This is a genomic window from Streptomyces aurantiacus JA 4570 (assembly GCF_000414115.1).
In the GTDB taxonomy this organism is placed as follows: Bacteria; Actinomycetota; Actinomycetes; order Streptomycetales; family Streptomycetaceae; genus Streptomyces; species Streptomyces aurantiacus_A.
Genome location: NZ_AOPZ01000139.1, coordinates 1 through 18506 on the forward strand (window position 1 = coordinate 1; position 18506 = coordinate 18506).

12 protein-coding genes and 1 pseudogene are annotated in these 18506 nt (G+C 68.6%); 1 reads left to right on the forward strand and 12 read right to left on the reverse strand.

Features of this window, described 5'->3' with window-relative positions:
• Nucleotides 1–173 precede the first annotated feature (173 nt).
• Genes STRAU_RS15565 through STRAU_RS15585 form a run of 5 tightly spaced genes read right to left on the reverse strand, consistent with a single transcriptional unit; the run spans nucleotide 174 to nucleotide 5795 of the window.
• On the reverse strand, nucleotides 174–1196 hold the full coding sequence (locus STRAU_RS15565; protein WP_037659698.1) for an ABC transporter ATP-binding protein: 1023 nt from the start codon (nucleotides 1194–1196) through the stop codon (nucleotides 174–176).
• Entirely contained in the window at nucleotides 1189–2178 is a 990-nt protein-coding gene (locus STRAU_RS15570; protein ID WP_016641288.1) for an ABC transporter ATP-binding protein, read from the reverse strand. The genes STRAU_RS15565 and STRAU_RS15570 overlap by 8 nt, the downstream gene beginning before the upstream one ends.
• Before the next feature lie 42 nt (nucleotides 2179–2220).
• Nucleotides 2221–3204, reverse strand: coding sequence for an ABC transporter permease (locus STRAU_RS15575; protein WP_016641289.1), 984 nt, complete (start codon nucleotides 3202–3204; stop codon nucleotides 2221–2223).
• On the reverse strand, nucleotides 3197–4120 hold the full coding sequence (locus STRAU_RS15580; protein ID WP_037659699.1) for an ABC transporter permease: 924 nt from the start codon (nucleotides 4118–4120) through the stop codon (nucleotides 3197–3199). The genes STRAU_RS15575 and STRAU_RS15580 overlap by 8 nt, the downstream gene beginning before the upstream one ends.
• Nucleotides 4121–4166: 46 nt before the next feature.
• Nucleotides 4167–5795 (reverse strand): peptide ABC transporter substrate-binding protein, encoded by a 1629-nt coding sequence (locus STRAU_RS15585; RefSeq protein WP_037659701.1) that lies wholly within the window; start codon nucleotides 5793–5795, stop codon nucleotides 4167–4169.
• Between the two features lie 291 nt (nucleotides 5796–6086).
• On the opposite strand from STRAU_RS15585, the gene STRAU_RS15590 reads away from it, so the two are divergent.
• Nucleotides 6087–7151 (forward strand): methyltransferase, encoded by a 1065-nt coding sequence (locus STRAU_RS15590; RefSeq protein ID WP_016641292.1) that lies wholly within the window; start codon nucleotides 6087–6089, stop codon nucleotides 7149–7151.
• 82 nt (nucleotides 7152–7233) lie between these two features.
• Here the strand turns inward: STRAU_RS15590 and STRAU_RS15595 are convergent, their stop codons facing one another.
• From STRAU_RS15595 to STRAU_RS15625, 7 genes and pseudogenes are all read right to left on the reverse strand, one after another.
• A complete protein-coding gene (locus STRAU_RS15595; RefSeq protein ID WP_016641294.1) occupies nucleotides 7234–8388 on the reverse strand; it encodes an ABC transporter ATP-binding protein in 1155 nt (384 codons plus the stop codon).
• Nucleotides 8381–9464 (reverse strand): annotated as a pseudogene (locus tag STRAU_RS15600) (ABC transporter ATP-binding protein). Before STRAU_RS15600 ends, STRAU_RS15595 begins: the two are co-directional and overlap by 8 nt.
• 11 nt (nucleotides 9465–9475) lie before the next feature.
• The gene (locus tag STRAU_RS15605; RefSeq protein WP_016641296.1) at nucleotides 9476–10438 is read right to left on the reverse strand and encodes an ABC transporter permease; all 963 of its coding nucleotides are present in this window, start codon (nucleotides 10436–10438) and stop codon (nucleotides 9476–9478) included.
• Nucleotides 10431–11360, reverse strand: a complete 930-nt coding sequence (locus STRAU_RS15610) for an ABC transporter permease (RefSeq protein WP_016641297.1) — start codon at nucleotides 11358–11360, stop codon at nucleotides 10431–10433. Before STRAU_RS15610 ends, STRAU_RS15605 begins: the two co-directional genes overlap by 8 nt.
• Nucleotides 11361–11449: 89 nt before the next feature.
• On the reverse strand, nucleotides 11450–13072 hold the full coding sequence (locus STRAU_RS15615; protein ID WP_016641298.1) for a peptide ABC transporter substrate-binding protein: 1623 nt from the start codon (nucleotides 13070–13072) through the stop codon (nucleotides 11450–11452).
• 467 nt (nucleotides 13073–13539) lie between these two features.
• A complete protein-coding gene (gene typA / locus STRAU_RS15620) occupies nucleotides 13540–15447 on the reverse strand; it encodes a translational GTPase TypA (protein WP_016641299.1) in 1908 nt (635 codons plus the stop codon).
• Nucleotides 15448–15661: 214 nt separating this feature from the next.
• A complete protein-coding gene (locus tag STRAU_RS15625; RefSeq protein ID WP_052029102.1) occupies nucleotides 15662–18232 on the reverse strand; it encodes an ABC transporter substrate-binding protein in 2571 nt (856 codons plus the stop codon).
• Nucleotides 18233–18506: the final 274 nt, after the last annotated feature.

An 18506-nucleotide genomic window follows, 5' to 3' on the forward strand; every position in this document is an offset into this window, starting at 1 on the left:
CTCACCCGCCCCCCCCAACTCCCCCCGAAGGGCTACGGGGTGGCCGCCCCCCGCACTCCGCCCGAGGGGCGAAAAGGGCGGGCGGGTGAGAAATAGCCCGTCCGGCGTTTGAGGACGAGGCCGTTCAGGCCGATACGGGGGGGGCGGAGCCCCCGGGGGCGGGGTCGCCGCCCCTACGGCACCACGTGTTTCTCCTCCGCGAAGTGGCACGCCGAATCATGCGCCGCAGGCCCACTGAGGCCCCGGAACTCCGCCGGAACGGCGAGGGCCGGAACCTCGAGAGCGCACCGCTCCCGCGCCTTCCAGCAGCGGGTGCGGAAGCGGCAGCCGGAGGGCGGATTCGCGGGCGAGGGCACGTCCCCGCTCAGAATGATCCGCTCACGACGCTCCCGCGCCCCGGGATCGGGCACAGGAACGGCCGACAGCAACGCCTGCGTGTACGGATGCGTCGGATGCTCGTAGATCTCCGCGTCCGAGCCGACCTCGACGATCCGCCCGAGATACATGACCCCCACCCGGTCGGAGATGTGCCGCACGATCGACAGGTCGTGCGCGATGAACACGTACGAAAGCCGGAACTCGCTCTGCAGCCGCTCCAGCAGATTCACGACCTGCGCCTGCACCGACACGTCGAGCGCGGACACCGGCTCGTCCGCGACGATGACCTCGGGCCGCAGCGCGAGCCCCCGCGCGATGCCGATGCGCTGCCGCTGGCCACCCGAGAACTGGTGGGGATAGCGGTTGATGTACTCGGGGTTGAGGCCGACGACGTCCAGGAGGTCCTGGACCTTCTGGCGGCGCGAGCCCTTCGGGGCCACCTCGGGGTGGATCTCGAACGGCTCCCCGATGATGTCCCCGACGGTCATACGGGGGTTGAGCGAGGTGTACGGGTCCTGGAACACCATCTGGATGTTCCGGCGCACCGCCTTCAGCGCCCGCCCGGACAGCCTCGTGATGTCCTCGCCCTTGTAGCGGATCTCACCGGCGGTCGGCCGCTCCAGGTTGACCAGCATCTTCGCGACCGTGGACTTCCCGCACCCGGACTCCCCGACGATGCCGAGCGTCTCCCCGCTGCCGAGGTCGAAGTCCACGCCGTCGACGGCCTTCACCGCGCCGATCTGACGCTTGATCACAATCCCCTGCGTGAGCGGATAGTGCTTCACGAGCCCCCGCACTTCGAGAATGGGCTCAGCCACGGAGGGTCTCCTTCCAGAAGTGGCAGGCGCTGCGGCGCTCGGCCGTCAGTCCCTCGTACGTGACCTTGGCCAGCGGCGGGACATCGGTGCGGCAGATGTCCTGGGCCATCGGGCAGCGCGGGTTGAAGGCGCAGCCGGGCGGGATGTTCATGAGGTTGGGCGGCAGGCCCTTGATGGCGAAGAGGTCCTGGCCCTTCTGGTCGAGGCGCGGGATCGACTCGAGCAGACCCTTGGTGTACGGGTGGGCGGGGGCCTTGTAGATCTCGTGGACGGGGGCCTTCTCGACGATGCGGCCCGCGTACATGACGGCGATGGTGTCGGCCACGTCGGCGACCACACCCAGGTCGTGGGTGATCAGGATGAGGCCCATGTTCAGCTCACGCTGGAGCTCGGCGAGCAGGTCCATGACCTGGGCCTGGACCGTGACGTCCAGCGCGGTCGTCGGCTCGTCGGCGATGATCAGGGACGGTTCGAGCGCCATCGCCATGGCGATCATGATGCGCTGGCGCATGCCGCCGCTGAACTGGTGCGGGTACTGGGTGACCCGCTCCCTGGCGGCCGGAATGCGCACCCGGTCCATCAGCTCGACGGCCTTGGCCCGCGCGTCCTTGCGGGACATCCCCCGGTGCACGACGAACATCTCGCCGAGCTGGTCGCCGACGCTGAGCACCGGATTCAGGGAGCTCAGCGCGTCCTGGAAGATCATGGCCATCCCGGCACCGCGGATCCTGCGCCGCTCGTCCTCCTTGAGCTTCAGCAGGTCCTGGCCCTGGAAGAGGATCTCGCCGGAGGTGATGCGGCCGGGCGGGATGTCGAGGATGCCCATGATGGCCTGGGCGGTGACGGACTTGCCCGATCCGGACTCGCCGAGCACGGCCAGCGTCTCGCCCGCGCGCACGCCGTACTCGACGCCGTTGACGGCCTTGGCGACGCCGTCGCGGGTCCTGAACTCCACGTGCAGATCACGCACTTCGAGCAGCATGGGGGCGTCGGCCGCCGTGGGGGCCTCGGTTGCCATGGGCGCCTACCTCAGCTTCGGGTCGAGGGCGTCGCGCACCGCGTCGCCGAGCATGATGAACGCGAGCACGGTGATCGCCAGGGCGCCGGCGGGCCAGAGCAGCATGTGCGGGGCGTTGCGGATGTACTGGGACGCGGCGGAGATGTCGATGCCCCAGCTCACCGTGGGCGGCTTCAGACCGACACCGAGGTACGACAGGGTCGCCTCGAGCGCGATGTACGTACCGAGTGCGATGGTCGCGACGACGATGACCGGCGCGACGGCGTTGGGCGCGATGTGCCTCAGCAGCATCCGCGAGTTGGAGGCGCCGAGGGCGCGGGCGGCCTGCACGTAGTCGTTCTGCTTCGCCGTGATCACCGAGCCGCGGGCGATGCGGGAGATCTGCGGCCAGCCGAGCAGCACCATGAAGCCGATCACCGGCCAGACGGTGTTGCTGGTGACCACGGACAGCAGCACCAGACCGCCGAGGACGACCGGGATCGCGAAGAAGACGTCGGTGATGCGGGAGAGGATCGCGTCCCAGGCGCCGCCGAAGAACCCGGCGAGCCCGCCGAGGACGCTGCCGAGCAGCGCGACACCGAGGGTGGCGCACACGCCGACGGTGACCGAGGCGCGGGCGCCGTACACCGTCCTCGTATAAACGTCGCAGCCCTGGCCGTCGAAGCCGAAGGGGTGACCGGGCGATGAGCCCTTCTGGGCGTTGGCGAGGTCGCAGTCCAGCGGGTCCCCGGAGGCGATGGCGGAAGGCCACAGCGAGATGAGGACCAGGAAGAGAATGATCAGGCCCGACACGATGAAGACCGGGTTGCGGCGCAGGTCGCGCCAGGCGTCGGACCACAGGCTGCGGGCGGGGGCGCCGGCTCCGGTGCCGCCGGGGCCGCCGGGCTCCCCCGGTGCCAGCGTTGTCGCCTCGCTCGCGGCGAGGTCCATCGCGCCGCCCGCGCCGGTCCCGGCGATGGCCCCCTCCGCGGGGTCATGGGGTTCAGGCATAGCGGATCCTCGGGTCGAGTACGGCGTACAGCAGGTCGACGATCAGGTTCGCCGCCAGGAAGACAAGGACGAGCACCGTCACGAACCCGACCACGGTCTGGGTGCTCTGCCGCAGAATCCCCTGGTAGAGCTGGAAGCCGACGCCGTGGATGTTGAAGATCCGCTCGGTGACGATGGCGCCGCCCATCAGCGCGCCGACGTCGGTGCCGATGAAGGTGACCACCGGGATGAGTGAATTCCGCAACAGGTGCCTGGTGATGACGCGCCGTCGCGGCAGCCCCTTGGCCACGGCGGTGCGTACGTAGTCGGCGCGCCGGTTCTCGGCGATGGAGGTCCGCGTGAGGCGGGTGACGTACGCGAGCGAGACGGAGGCGAGGACGAGCCCCGGCACGATCAGCTCGTCGACGGTCGCCTCGGACGACACCGAGGGTTTGATGACGCCCCACTCCACGCCGAGCAGCAGCTGGAGCAGCAGACCGGTCACGAACGTCGGTACGGAGATGACGATCAGGGTGAGGAGCAGCACCACCGTGTCGATGGGCTTGCCGCGCCTGAGACCCGTGACGACGCCGAGCGTGATGCCGATGACGATCTCGAAGACGATGGCGACGAGGGTGAGCCGGATCGTCACCGGGAACGCCGTCGACATCAGCTCGGTGACCTTCTGCCCGTTGAAGGCGGTGCCGAAGTCCCCCGTGAAGACGTTGCCCATGTACGTCGCGTATTGCTGCCACACGGGCTTGTCGAGGCCGAACTCCTTCTTGAGCTGGGCGGCCGTCGCGGGGTCGCACTTGCGGTCGCCGCACAGGCCCGCGATGGGGTCGCCCATCACGTTCACCATCAGGAAGATCAGCAGCGTGGCGCCGAAGAAGACCGGGATCATCTGCAGCAGACGCCGGATCACATAACGACCCATGGGGGCTCGCTCCGGAGGTAGCGGGGTGGCTGGCGGTGATCCGGGGTCAGTTGACCTTGATCGCCTCGTACACCGGCACGCTGAACTGGTTCAGCGAGACGTCCGAGACCCGGTCCGAGTAGCCGGCGCTGCCGTTCTGGTACCAGAGCGGGATGGCGGGCATGTCCTTGGCGAGGATCTTCTCGGCGTCCTGGAACTTGGTGACGGCCTTGGCGGTGTCCGTCTCGCCGTTGGCCTCGTTGATGAGCTTGTCGAACTCCTTGTCGGAGTACTTGCCGTCGTTGGACGAGGCGTCCGTGTAGTAGTTCGGCTCCAGGAAGTTCTGGATCAGCGGGTAGTCCATCTGCCAGCCCGCGCGCCACGCGCCGTCCAGTTTCTGCTGCGAGGCCCGGCTCCTGAAGTCGGCGAAGGTGCCGATCGGGTTCCCGACGCACGCGTTGCTCTTGCCGAGCGCCTTGTTGATGGAGTTGCAGACGGCGTCCACCCACTCCTTGTGCGAGCCGGTGTCCGCGTTGTACGAGATCTTCAGGGTGCCGCCGGGGATGCCGCCGCCCTCCTCGACCAGCTTCTTGGCCTCGTCGGCGTCGTACTCGCACCAGTCGCCGCAGACGCTGTCGCTGTAGCCGCCGTCCTTGCCGAGCACCGGCGAGGTCCAGTCCTTGGCGGGCGTGCGGGTCTTCTGGAAGATCGTGTCGGTGATCTGCTCGCGGTTGATGGCGCGGGAGAGCCCCTGCCGGACCTTCTCCGACCCCGCCTTGTCCCACTTCTTGTCGTAGAAGGGGAACGCGAGGGTCTGGATGATCCCGGCGGGGGTGTTGATGTACCGGTCCCCGAGATCGCTCTTCACATTCTTGAGCTGCGAGGCCGGAACGTCGTCGACGAGATCCAGGTTCCCCGCCATGAGGTCCGTGTAGGCGGTGTTGTTGTCGGTGTAGACCTTGAGGTCGACTCCCCCGTTCTGCGCCTTGTCGTCCCCGCTGTAGCCGTCCCACTTCCTGAGCTCCATCTTGGAGCCCTTCTGGTACGACTTCACGGTGTACGGGCCGTTGCCGATCGGCTTGGACAGCCAGGCGTCGTGGTTGTCGAAGAACGCCTTGGGCAGCGGAGCGTAGGCCGGGTAGCCGAGGGTGTCGGGCCAGGTGGAGAACTTCTGCGTGAGCTTCACGGTGAAGGTCTTCTCGTCGACGACCTTCAGCCCCGACAGGGTCTCCGCACTCGCGTCCCCCTTCTCCGGGTGGACCTTGTCGTACCCCTCGATGTACCCGAAGAAGTAGGCGTTCTTCTGGTTGTTCTTGAGATGCGCCCCGTAGTTCCACGCGTCGACGAACGACTTGGCGGTGACCGCTTCCCCGTTGCTGAACTTCCACCCGTCCTTGATCTTGACGGTGAAGTTCTGCGAGTCCTTGGTGTCGATCGACTCGGCGATCATGTCCTTCGCCTCGCCGGTCTTCGGGTCGTACCGCTTCAGCCCCCGCACGAGCATGTCGAGGACCTTGCCGCCCTGCACCTCGTTCGTGTTCGCCGGCTCCAGCGGATTCTGCGGATCTCCCCAGGAGGACCCCACGATCCCGGAGCCGTCGCCACCACCACCGCCGCCCCCGCCCCCACAGGCCGTCGCCGCGAGCGCGACGGCCACCGCACATGCGGCCCACTTGGCCTGCGTGGCTCCACGCATGGCTTGCCTCCTCGGAGTGATCTGGCACACGTATCGCCAAATATCGCGCCAGAACGCTCCAACCGCATATTTACCCCACCCGTACGAGGCGGAGGCCATCCGGATGCCACATCTTGGCGGCGCTGACGAGGCCGGGCGGGGCGGGCGCGGCTCGTGAGGCCGGAGGGGTGGGGCGGGTGGGCGGGGGCACTGGCCTGACTTCGACCCCGGGGGTGGATCGCGCGTGACACGGAGATCCGCGCGCTGCCACGCTGGCCGAGGCATTTCCCAGTCCAGGACGGGAGTCATGCGTTGACCAGTTCGTCCACTCCGGCCGACTCCTCCGCCCACCAGGATCAACCCCACGGGCAGGCCACACCGGCTCCCGAGGAAGCCATAGAGCTGATGGGGCTTCTCTTCGGCACCCTCTTCTCCTCCGCACTGCGCGCCGTCGCCGTCCACCGCGTCGCCGACCACCTCGCGGAGGGGCCGCTGCCGGTGGACGAGCTCGCCCGGCGCTCCGAGGTGCACGCCCCCTCGCTGCGGCGGGTGCTGCGGCTGCTCGCGAGCCGGGGCGTCTTCCGCGAGACGGAGCCCGGCGTGTTCGAGCTGACGCCCATGGCGGGCGCCCTGCGCGAGGTCCCGGGCTCCCTGCGGGACGGCGTCCTCTTCGGCACGGGCGAGCTGATGGCGCGCTCGTTCGCCGCCCTCGACGAGACCGTACGCACAGGCCGCCCCGGCTTCGAGATCGCCTACGGCACGCCGGTCTTCGCGTACCTGGCGGACCACCCCGAGGCCCAGCAGAGCTTCGACAAGGGCATGTCGGCCTTCTCCGGCCCGGTCGACGACATCGTCGCCGCGGCCTACCCGTTCCCCGACAGCGGCACCGTCGTGGACGTGGCCGGCGGCCGGGGCGGGCTCCTGCGGGCCGTCCTGCGGCGCCACCCCGGGCTCACCGGTGTCCTCTTCGACCAGGAGCAGACCGTCGCCGGGCACCTGCTCGACGACAAGGAACTCGCGGACCGCCGGCGGGTGGAGAGCGGGGACTTCTTCCAGGCGGTCCCCGAGGGCGGCGACCTCTACATCCTCAAGAACATCCTGCACGACTGGGACGACGAACAGAGCCTGCGCATCCTCGCCAACGTCCGCGCCGTCATCCCGTCCTCCGGCCGCCTCCTGGTCGTCGACACCGTCATGCCCGAAGGCAACGACCCCGACCTCAGCAAGGTCGTGGACATCATCATGCTGAGCGTCGTCACTGGCCTCGAACGCACGGAGGACGAGTTCAGCTCCCTGTTCCAGCGGGCCGGCTTCACCCTCACCCGCATCATCGAGACCGGTGCGTTCCCCGCGGTCATCGAGGCCGTGCCGGTCTGACCCGGACGCGTACGCGGAGGGGGGCGCCCCCGGCCGGATCAGGCCGGGGGCGCCCCCACTGACGTACGACGAACTCGCCGCGCTACGCCGCGTGCACCACGTCCTTCTCCTCCGCGAAGTGGCACGCCGACTCGTGGGCGGCAGGCGTGTCCTGGCCCGCGAAGCGCTCCGGGATCGCGAGCAGCGGGATCTCCTCCGCGCACTTGTCCTGCGCCTTCCAGCAGCGGGTGCGGAAGCGGCAGCCGGACGGCGGGTTCGCCGGGGACGGCACGTCACCGGTGAGGATGATGCGCTCGCGGCCCTCGCGCGCCTCCGGGTCCGGGACGGGCACCGCGGAGAGCAGCGCCTGCGTGTACGGGTGCGTCGGGTGGTCGTAGATCTGCTCGTCGGAGCCGATCTCGGCCATCTTGCCCAGGTACATCACGCCCACGCGGTCCGAGATGTGCCGGACGATCGACAGGTCGTGCGCGATGAAGAGGTAGGACAGGTTGAACTCGTCCTGGAGCTTCTCCATCAGGTTGATGACCTGGGCCTGGACGGACACGTCCAGGGCCGAGACCGGCTCGTCGCAGATGATGATCTCGGGGTTGAGCGCCAGGCCGCGCGCGATGCCGATGCGCTGGCGCTGACCGCCCGAGAACTGGTGCGGGTAGCGGTTGATGTACTCGGGGTTGAGGCCCACCACGTCCAGGAGGTCCTGGACCTTCTGGCGGCGCGAGCCCTTCGGGGCCACCTCGGGGTGGATCTCGAACGGCTCCCCGATGATGTCCCCGACGGTCATACGGGGGTTGAGCGAGGTGTACGGGTCCTGGAACACCATCTGGATGTTCCGGCGGACCGCCTTCAGGGCGCGGCCGGACAGCTTGGTGATGTCCTGGCCCTTGTAGAAGACCTCGCCCGCCGTGGCCCGCTCCAGGGTCATCAGCAGCTTCGCGACCGTCGACTTGCCGCAGCCCGACTCGCCCACGATGCCCAGCGTCTCGCCCTGGTAGAGGTCGAAGGAGATTCCGTCGACCGCCTTCACCGCGCCGATCTGGCGCTTGACGAGGATGCCCTGCGTGAGCGGGAAGTGCTTGACCAGATTGCGGACTTGGAGGATCGGCTCGCCACGCTCGACGGGGGCCTCGATCGCGGCCACGGCCTCTTCCGGCGTCGCCGCGTCGACCGTCTCCACCTCGGAGACGCTCGGCGTGGCGTCCGTGACGTCCGCGGCGTCCTTCTTGGGCTCCTCAGCCATGGATCGTCTCCTTCCAGAAGTGGCACGCGCTGCCGCGGCCCGTGAGCTCCGCGCCGTCCTGCTCCGTGACGGGAACGAGCGGCGGGACCTCCGTACGGCAGATGTCCTGCGCCTTCGGGCAGCGCGGGTTGAACGCGCAACCCGACGGGATCTTCAGCAGGTTGGGCGGCAGGCCCTTGATCGCGTAGAGCTCGTGGCCCTTCTGGTCGAGGCGCGGGATCGACTCGAGCAGACCGCGCGTGTACGGGTGCGCCGGGCGCTTGTAGAGCTCGTGCACCGGGGCCGTCTCCACGATCCGGCCCGCGTACATGACGGCGATCTTGTCCGCCACGTCCGCGACCACACCGAGGTCGTGGGTGATGAGGATGAGCCCCATGTTGTACTCGCGCTGCAGCTCGGCGAGCAGATCCATGACCTGGGCCTGGACCGTCACGTCGAGGGCCGTGGTCGGCTCGTCGGCGATGATCAGGTCCGGCTCCAGGGCGAGCGCCATCGCGATCATGATGCGCTGGCGCATACCGCCGGAGAACTGGTGCGGGTAGTCGTTCACCCGCTCCTTGGCGGCCGGGATCTTCACCCGCTCCATCAGCTCGATGGCCTTGGCCTTGGCTTCCTTGCGGCCCATGCCCTCGTGCACCCGGAACATCTCGCCGAGCTGGTAGCCCACGCTCAGCACCGGGTTGAGGGAGCTCAGCGCGTCCTGGAAGATCATCGCGATCTTGCGGCCGCGGATCTTCCTGCGCTCCTCGTTGGACATCTTCAGCATGTCCTGGCCCCGGAAGAGGATCTCGCCCTGCGGGATCTTTCCGGGCGGCATGTCGAGGATGCCCATGATGGCCTGCGCGGTCACGGACTTGCCCGAGCCGGACTGTCCCGGACTTGCCCGAGCCGGACTCGCCGAGCACGGCGAGCGTCTCGCCCGCGTCCACGCTGTAGTTGACACCGTTCACGGCCTTGATCACACCGTCACGGGTGTGGAACTCGACGTGCAGGTCCTTCACGTCGAGCAGCCGGCCGCTCTTTTCCTCGCCCGAGCGGGGGGCGGGAACGTCCGCGGTCTTCTCTGTGATCGTCACGTACGCCTCCCTCAGCGCAGCTTCGGGTCGAGGGCTTCGCGTACGGCGTCACCCATCATGATGAACGCCAGCACGGTGATGCTCAGCATTCCGGCGGGGAACAGCAGCACGTGCGGGTTGTTCCGGATGAACTGGGTGCCGTCGGAGATGTCGCCGCCCCAGGAGATGGCGCCCCCTCCGAGCCCGAGTCCCAGGTAGGACAGCGTCGACTCGGCGACGATGTACGTACCGAGCGCGATGGTCGCGACGACGATCACCGGAGCCACGGCGTTCGGCAGGATGTGCCGGAACAGGATCCGCTTGGTCCCGGCGCCGAGTGCCCGCGCCGCCACCACGTAGTCCGCGTGCTTGGTCGTGATGACCGCGCCGCGCATCACTCGGGCGATCTGCGTCCAGCCCAGGAAGGCGAGCGCCCCCATCACCACCCAGACGGTGCGGTCGGTGAAGCCGTTGAGCACCACCATCGAGCCGAGCAGGAACGGGATGCCGAAGAACACGTCGGTGATCCGGGAGAGCAGGCTGTCCCAGAAGCCGCCGAAGTAGCCGGCCAGCATGCCGACCAGGCCGCCGAAGAGCGTGACCAGGAGGGTCACGCCGACGCCGACCACGATGGAGTTCCGCGCGCCGAACAGGACACGCGCGTAGATGCTGCGTCCCGTGCCGTCGTAACCGAACCAGTCGGCCTGGAAGAAGTGGCCCAGCTCGGGCTTGCCCAGGAAGTGCTTCGCCTGGTCGCCGGTCTCCGGGTTCGCGTCGGTGAACATGCCGGGGAAGGCCGCCACGAAGAGCAGCACCACGATGAGCAGAGCCGAGATCACGAACAGCGGGTTGCGCCGCAGGTCCCGCCAGGCGTCGCCCCAGAGGCTGCGGGGCTTGCCGGGCGCGGGCGTCGCGGAGACCGGGGCTCCGGCCACGACCTCGTCCTGTGCCGCTGCCGCCTCGTCCGTGGTCGAGGTCTTGGTCAGGTCAGGCATAACGGATCCTCGGGTCCAGGACCGCGTAAAGCAGGTCGACGAGCAGGCTGGCGAGGAGGTACACGAGTACCAGGACGGTCACGATGCCGACGATGACCGCGCCCTCACGGCGGGCCAGCGAGGTGAAGAGCAGGTTGCCGACGCCCGTGACGTTGAAGATGCCCTCGGTGATGACCGCGCCGCCCATCAGCGTGCCGATGTCCGTGCCCAGGTAGGTGACCACCGGGATCAGCGAGTTGCGCAGCAGGTGCCGGGTGACGATGCGCTTCCTGGGCAGCCCCTTGGCCACCGCCGTCCGGATGTAGTCCGACGAGCGGTTCTCCGCGATGGAGGTGCGGGTCAGCCGGGCGACATAGGCGAGGCCGACCATGCCGAGCACGAGGGCGGGGACCACCAACTGCCCCATGTCCTCGGAGTCCTGGACCGTCGGTGTGATCCATTGCCACTCGTTGCCCATGTAGAGCTGGAAGAGCAGGCCGACCACGAAGATCGGCACGGAGATCACAAGAAGCGTGAAGATCGTCACCGTGTTGTCCACGATGCGGCCACGCCGGATGCCCGCGAACACGCCCAGGGTGATGCCGACGACGAGCTCGAACGTCCACGCCATGACGGCGAGACGCATCGAGACCGGGAAAGCCTGCGTGATCTCGTCGAGAATGGGTCGGTTGCCCGCGATGGTGTTGCCGAAGTCCCCTTGGAACAGGCCCTTCATGTAGTGCAGATACTGCTCCCACAGCGGCAGGTCCAGGCCGCGGTCGTGCTTGATCTGCGCCACCTGCGCGGGGTCCGGCGGCTTGTCGCCCCACAGCGCCCGTACCGGGTCGCCGGGGAGGACGTTCACCATCAGGAAGATCAGCAGGGTTGTCCCGATGAAGACCGGGATCATCTGGAGCAGTCGCCTCGCGACGTAGCGCCCCATTGGTGCCTCCGTCCATTGCGGAGAGCCGTCCGGAAGCGACGCCCGGGGTCGCCGGGCGTCGCTTCACGGGAACGGAACTCCGGCGACTGCTACTTCTCGAAGACCTCGACCTCGGAGAGGATCGGGTCACCGGCCTGGTCGAACTCGACGTTCTTCACGTTGTTGGAGTACGCGGAGTTGGTCGTGTTGTACCAGAGCGGGATGCCCGGGAAGCTGTTCTTCAGCTCGGCCTCGGCCTGGTTGTACAGGTCGGCCGACTCTTCGATGGTCTTGGCGTTGTCGGCCTTCTTGACCAGCTCGTCGAACTTCTTGTCCGAGAAGCCGCCCTTGTTGCCGTCGACACCGGTGCCGTACAGGTCACCGAGGAAGTTGCCGTTGAACGGGTAGTCGAGCACCCAGCCGGAGCGGTAGATCGACTTGACCTTCTTCTGGTCACGGATCTCCGTGTCCGCCTGGAAGTCGGTCACCGGGTCGCCGACGCACTTCACGCCGAGGTTCTTCTGGATGTCGTTGCACACCGCGGTGACCCAGCCCTTGTGCGGCTGGTCGGCGTTGTACTGGATGGAGATCTTGTTGCCGGGGACGCCGCCGCCGTCCTTGACGAACTGCTTGGCCTTCTTCGGGTCGAACTTGCAGTACTCGCCGCAGGCGTCGGCCTTGTAGCCCTTCACACCCCTGGCGACCCAGCCGGAGGCGGCCTTGCGGGTGCCGTAGAACGTGGTCTTGGCGATGGTCTCGCGGTCGATCGCCATCGACAGGCCCTGGATGACCTTGACGTCGATGTCCTTCCACTGCTTCGTGTAGAAGGCCGGGTTGATCGTGTTGAGCGCCGAGAAGTCCTCGGTGATCGCGCGGTCACCGAAGTCGTTCTTGTAGTTGGCGAGTTCGCTGTCCGGGATCAGCGGCATCGTGTCCACGTTGTCGGACCGCAGGTCCTGGTACGCGGCGTTCGGCGTCGTGTACGCCTTGAAGTTGATGCCGCCGTTCTTGGGCTTGTCCTTGCCCTTGTAGCCGGACCAGGCGGTGACCTGGATCGACTTCTTGTGCTGCCAGCTCTTGAACTTGTACGGGCCGTTGCCGACCGGCGCCTCGCCGTACTTCTTCGGGTCCTTCAGGGCCGCCGAGGGCAGCGGGAAGAACGGCTTGTAGACCAGCTTGTACGCGTAGTACGGGATGCCGCTGTTCAGCGTGATGGTGAAGGTGTTCTCGTCGACGACCTTCAGGCCGGACATGGCCTTCGCCTTGGCCTTCCCCTTCTCGGGGTGCACCTTGTCGTAGCCCACGATGTCGCGGTACCAGGAGCTGTTCTGCTGGCCGTTGGCCGGGTCGGCCGCCCAGTTCCAGGCGTCGACGTACGACTTGGCGGTGACAGGCTCGCCGTTGTGGAACTTCCAGCCCGGCTTCAGCTTGACGGTCCACACCTTGTTCGCCTTGTCGGGGGTGACCGACTCGGCGTTCTCATAGGTGATGTTGCCCTGCTTGTCGTAGTGCACAAGGCCGGTGAAGAGCGCGTCGATGACGACGCTGCCGTACGCCTCCATGGTGTTCGACGGCTGCAGGGCGTTCTGCGGCTCACCGTTGGCGTAACTGACGATCCCCTTGGGGTCGACCTTGCCGCTGCTCTTCTTGTCGTCGCCGCCACCACAGGCGGTAGCGGTCAGCGCCACAACACCGGCTATCGCGACCCACTTGGCGCTCTTGGCACCACGCATGGGGTTCCTCCTCATGAGTCCACTTGTTCACAACGAGAGGGGGTACGAGAGACCGCGCCGTCACCCCTGACGGCGTTGATCGAATACCCCAGTGTGCTCGTGAGTCGGCGCTCCCCACAGCGCGTGACCCATTGACCCGAGCTATACGCGGTCAACTATTAGCCATGAGGTACGGCCCGACCACACCCTTTTGGTCTCGGTTCAATCACACCTGGCACGTACAACTTCCAAAATCCGGACAAACCGATCCTAGATAGATGGTTGCGAAACGGACGTGTTACACATCTAACGGTCAGCGGAGTCCGCATTCCGGACAGATCGACGCCGAAAACCGGTTGCCGCGCGGGCGTTGGCGATGCCTGGGCGCGCGTGCCGTGGCGTCACCGTATCGCCCTGCGCAACGCGAAAGGCCGGTTTCGCCCACTCCGGAGAGTGGGCGAAACCGGCCTCATTCGCCGCGTGGACGTTTAGCCGTGCTTGGCGCGCGAAGCCGCGCGGCCGCGCTCCTTCTGGTCCAGGACGACCTTGCGGATGCGCACGGCCTCCGGGGTCACCTCGACGCACTCGTCGTCGCGGCAGAACTCCAGGGACTGCTCCAGGGAGAGCTTGCGCGGGGGCACCACGTTCTCGGTGTTGTCCGCGGAAGCCGCACGCATGTTGGTGAGCTTCTTCTCCTTGGTGATGTTCACGTCCATGTCGTCGGCGCGCGAGTTCTCACCGACGATCATGCCCTCGTACACCTCGGTGCCGGGCTCGGTGAACAGCACACCGCGCTCCTGGAGGTTGATCATCGCGAACGGCGTGACCGAGCCCGAGCGGTCGGCGACCAGGGAGCCGTTGTTGCGCGTCTGGAGGGTGCCGAACCACGGCTCGTGGCCCTCGTGGATGGAGTGCGCGATGCCCGTACCGCGGGTGTTCGTCAGGAACTCCGTACGGAAGCCGATGAGGCCGCGGGACGGGACGACGAACTCCATGCGCACCCAGCCGGAGCCGTGGTTGGACATGTTGTCCATCCGGCCCTTGCGGACGCCCATGAGCTGCGTGACGGCGCCCATGTGCTCCTCGGGCACGTCGATGGTCATGCGCTCGACCGGCTCGTGCGTCTTGCCGTCGATCTCCTGGGTGACCACCTGCGGCTTGCCGATGGTCAGCTCGAAGCCCTCACGGCGCATCTGCTCGACCAGGATGGCGAGCGCCAGCTCACCGCGGCCCTGCACCTCCCAGGCGTCCGGGCGTCCGGTCTCCAGGACACGGAGGCTGACGTTACCGATCAGCTCGCGGTCCAGGCGGTCCTTGACCTGGCGGGCGGTGACCTTGCGGTCCTTGACGGCCGCCTTGGCGTCCGCGCCCTTGCCGGTGCCACCGCGGCCGACGAGCGGCGAGGTGTTCGTACCGATGGTCATCGAGATGGCCGGCTCGTCGACCGTGATCAGCGGCAGCGCGATCGGGTTCTCCGGGTCGGCCAGCGTCTCGCCGATCATGATGTCCGGGATGCCCGCGACCGCGCAGATGTCACCGGGGCCGGCCTTCTCGGCGGGCTTGCGGGTGAGGGCCTCGGTCATCATCAGCTCGGTGATGCGGACGTTGGAGATCGAGCCGTCGCGCTTGATCCACGCGACGGTCTGGCCCTTGCGCAGCTCGCCCTGCTCGACGCGGAGCAGCGCGATGCGGCCGAGGAAGTTGTCGGCGTCCAGGTTGGTGACGTGGGCCTGGAGGGGCGCGCTCTCGTCGTACTCGGGGGCCGGGACGTGCTCGAGGAGCGTGGTGAAGAACGGCTCCAGGTTGGTGCTGTCGGCCGGGACCGTGCCGTCCTCCGGCTTGGTCAGCGAGGCGACGCCGTCACGGCCGCAGGCGTAGACGATCGGGAACTCGATCTGGTCCTCGTCCGCGTCCAGGTCGAGGAAGAGGTCGTACGTCTCGTTGACGACCTCGTCGATGCGCGAGTCCGGACGGTCCGTCTTGTTGATGCAGAGGATGACGGGCAGCCGCTGCATCAGGGCCTTGCGCAGCACGAAGCGCGTCTGCGGGAGCGGGCCCTCGGAGGCGTCGACGAGGAGGACGACCGCGTCCACCATCGACAGGCCGCGCTCGACCTCGCCACCGAAGTCGGCGTGGCCGGGGGTGTCGATGATGTTGATGGTGATGACGTCGCCGCCATCCTTCGGGTGGTACTTGACGGCCGTGTTCTTGGCCAGGATCGTGATGCCCTTCTCACGCTCCAGGTCGTTGCTGTCCATCATGCGGTCGTCGAGGGACTCGGCGGCGTGCGCGGCGAACGCGCCCGCCTGCTTGAGCATGGCGTCGACGATGGTCGTCTTGCCGTGGTCGACGTGGGCGACGATGGCGACGTTACGAATGTCGTGGCGCGTGGGCATGCGAGGTGCGCTTCTCCCGGGAGGCTTGGACGGCGACGCGTACGTCCATTTCGTACGCGTGCACTGCCGGGCAGACGTGCCACGGCCTTACCCCATCCTACGGGTCCTCGCCGGAGGCGCACTGCGGGGGCCTCCGGCGAGGCTGCTTCCGGCGGTCGGGGTGGCCGTGGATCGCGGCCTTCGGCCTTGCTCGTCCTCAATCTCCCCCAAGCTCTTAATGAGCAGGGAGGGACCCCCTCGACGGGCTCTTATTCGCCTTCGCTCCCGGCTTGAGGAAGCCCATGTCCTGGTAGACCGGGGTCTCGAAGCCGAAGGCGCCCGTGTTGGCGAGGGTGGTGCGGGTCGCCACCAGCTGGGGGCGCTGGTAGAGGGGGATGGAGCCCGCCGCCGCCCAGATGCGGGCGTCGGCCTTCTTCACCAGGGAGCGGTTCTCGGACTCGTCCAGCTCGGCCAGCGCCTGGTCGAAGAGCTGGTCGATGTGGTCGGTGCCGACGCGGGTGTAGTTCTGCTCCACGTTCAGGGAGCCGTCCGCCGCGGGCACCGGCTTGGCGAAGATCGGGCGGGCGTCGGTGGCGGGGAAGGCGGACGCGGGCCAGGAGTACAGCGCCAGGTCGTACTGGCCGGACGCGATGTGGTCCTTGAAGTAGCTCTCGTCCGCGACCTTGGAGATCTCCGTACGGACGCCGATGCGCTGCAGCATCCGCGAGATCCGGTCGGCGACCGCCCGCAGCGACTCCGAGCCCGCCCCGGAGGGGAGCACGAAGCGGAGGGTGAGCGCCTTGCCGTCCTTGGCGAGCGGGCCGGCGGCGGCGCCCTTGGCGGCCCCCTTCGGGGCGGCGGTGCCCTTGGGGGCGTACGCGCCGGGGGCGCCGCCCTGGGCCTGCTTCTTGCTCTTGGCCTTCCCGCCGGGGTCCCGCTTCTGCTCCTTGTCGGCCTCGCGGCGCGAGTCGAGCGCGTCGGCCTGGCGGAGCAGGACGGCCTCCTGGTAGGCGGCGGCCGGCGCGGGGGCGAGGACGGAGACGCCGGCCTCGGCGGGTTTGTGGTCGTCGGCCCGGGCGGCGGACCGGCCGCCGTCCTTGGCGGCCGGGTTCCGGTCGTCGGCGCCCGGCTTCGGGTCGTCCTCGCCGACGATGTAGGTGCCGTCGTCGGAGCCGGAGCCGCTGTCGGAGCCGGAGTCCGAGTCTGAGTCCGAGTCCGAGTCTGAGCCGGAGCCGCGGTCCGAATCGGAATCGGAACCCGAGCCCGAGTCGGAGTCGGAGTCGGAGCCCGAGTCGGAGCCCGAGTCGGAGTCGGAGCCGGAGTCGGAGCCGGAGCCGGAGCCGGAGTCCGAGGTGTCCTCGGAGTCCTGCGCGCCCGCCTCGCCGCCCGCCGTCTCCTCTTCCTCCCCGTCCCGGCCCTTCTCCTTCCTCTCCGTGAGCGCGCCGGGCGTCCAGCCCGCGTCCGCGAGCAGGGCGCGCGCCTCCGCCGTGTCCTGGTCACCGAGCGCGCCGCTGTTGTCCGCGTACGCCTCCTGCCCGGCGAGCGCGAGATGGCTGCCGACCGGCTCGGCGGGCAGCCCCAGGGGCTTCAGGACCGCTTCGGCGAGTTGGCCGCGGTCCAGGGCGCGGGCCACGGCGCGGCGGACCCGGTCGTCGGCGAGCGGGCCGGCGGCGCCGTTGAGGGCGAGCTGGGTGTAGGCGGGTTCGAGGGACTTGCGGACCACGTAGCCGCGCAGGCCCGCCTGCTGCTCGGCGTACCGCTTGACGGCCTTGTGGGTCTTCGCGCGGGCCAGCTGCTCGCTCTCCGCGGCCTCCTCGTCGGAGCCGTGCGCGAGCGCCCACGAGCGCAGCGCCCCGGCGGGGGTGAGGCGCGCGCCGGGGCCGTGCGTGAGCGGGCCCCGGCCGCTCTTGTCGCGGGCGGCGAGGGTGATGCGGCCGGCCTCGTCGGCGTCGATGTCGGCCACGTCGACCTTGCCCTCGGCGAGCGCGGCGGCGCGCTGGTCGCGCGGTACGGAGCGCAGGACCAGTTTGTCCGCCTTGGCGGGGTTGCCCCACCAGCGCGGGCTCCGCTGGAGCGTGACCTCACCGGCGTCGCGGTCGACGTCCTTGAGGGCGAAGGGGCCCGCGGTGACCTTGAGCTTGGTGCGCGCGCCGTCGTTGAAGGAGTCCGGGGTGCCCATGACCTCCTTCGGGTACAGCGGCGAGAACAGGGAGCGCCAGTCCGCGTACGGCTTGTCGAAGGTGACCCGCACCTCCAGGTTGTTGGCGCCGCGTTCGATCTTGCCGATGCGGTCGTAGCCGGCGTTGCGGGCCGTCCAGTACGCGCTGTCCTTGCCGGACAGGGCGCGCCACTGGGCGGCGAAGTCGTCGGCGCCGATCTCGCGGCCGTCGCTCCAGACCGCCTGCTGGTTCAGCTTGTAGAGCACGACCTGCTGCGGCTCGCGCTCGACGATCTCCGCGGACTCCAGGAAATCGGCGTTGCGCTCGGGTCTGCCCCGTTCGTCGAGGCGGAACATCGACGGCAGTACGGCGCCCGCGACGCGGTTGGTCGCCGCGTCGGCGTCGGACTGGAAGGAGTTGAAGGTCTCGGGCAGGTCGTCGACCGCCCACTTCACCGTGCCCCCGTCGGCGACCAGGTCACGGGCCGCGGGCGCGATGTCCTGCGCGGCCGTGGCGGTGCCCGACTCGTCGCCCGAGCCGCACCCGGCGAGGGCGGGCAGCGCGAGGACTCCGGCGGCGAGGAACACGGCGGATCGGGCCGTGGCCGCCGGGCGGACCGGTCGCGGCCTGGCGCGGTCGTGGGGCATGACGGGTACCTCCGGGGGTTGCCCGGGCGCGGTGCCCTGCCGGGCGGCGGGGCGGAGGGCGGCCGGGGCTGGTGGTGTTTGCGCTCTGTACGTGTTGGTGCACGTATGGCGGCATTTCGGGGGAAATATGGAGTTGATCACATCTATCGCATCCACTGAAGGCGACGGGGCGCTGCGCTGGGCTGCGACACGGCGGGGTGGGCGCCGTAAGCCACCCGTGCGGCCCAACGTCCCCTCCGGCGCCGTCGGCCCCGCCGCACCGTCGATCGCGGCC

Coding starts and splice junctions, on each gene's coding strand:
- STRAU_RS15570 (WP_016641288.1), bottom strand. CDS start 2,178: ATGCTGCTCGAAGTGCGTGATCTGCACGTGGAGTTCAGGACCCGCGAC.
- STRAU_RS15575 (WP_016641289.1), bottom strand. CDS start 3,204: ATGCCTGAACCCCATGACCCCGCGGAGGGGGCCATCGCCGGGACCGGC.
- STRAU_RS15580 (WP_037659699.1), bottom strand. CDS start 4,120: ATGGGTCGTTATGTGATCCGGCGTCTGCTGCAGATGATCCCGGTCTTC.
- STRAU_RS15585 (WP_037659701.1), bottom strand. CDS start 5,795: ATGCGTGGAGCCACGCAGGCCAAGTGGGCCGCATGTGCGGTGGCCGTC.
- STRAU_RS15595 (WP_016641294.1), bottom strand. CDS start 8,388: ATGGCTGAGGAGCCCAAGAAGGACGCCGCGGACGTCACGGACGCCACG.
- STRAU_RS15605 (WP_016641296.1), bottom strand. CDS start 10,438: ATGCCTGACCTGACCAAGACCTCGACCACGGACGAGGCGGCAGCGGCA.
- STRAU_RS15610 (WP_016641297.1), bottom strand. CDS start 11,360: ATGGGGCGCTACGTCGCGAGGCGACTGCTCCAGATGATCCCGGTCTTC.
- STRAU_RS15615 (WP_016641298.1), bottom strand. CDS start 13,072: ATGCGTGGTGCCAAGAGCGCCAAGTGGGTCGCGATAGCCGGTGTTGTG.
- typA (WP_016641299.1), bottom strand. CDS start 15,447: ATGCCCACGCGCCACGACATTCGTAACGTCGCCATCGTCGCCCACGTC.
- STRAU_RS15625 (WP_052029102.1), bottom strand. CDS start 18,232: ATGCCCCACGACCGCGCCAGGCCGCGACCGGTCCGCCCGGCGGCCACG.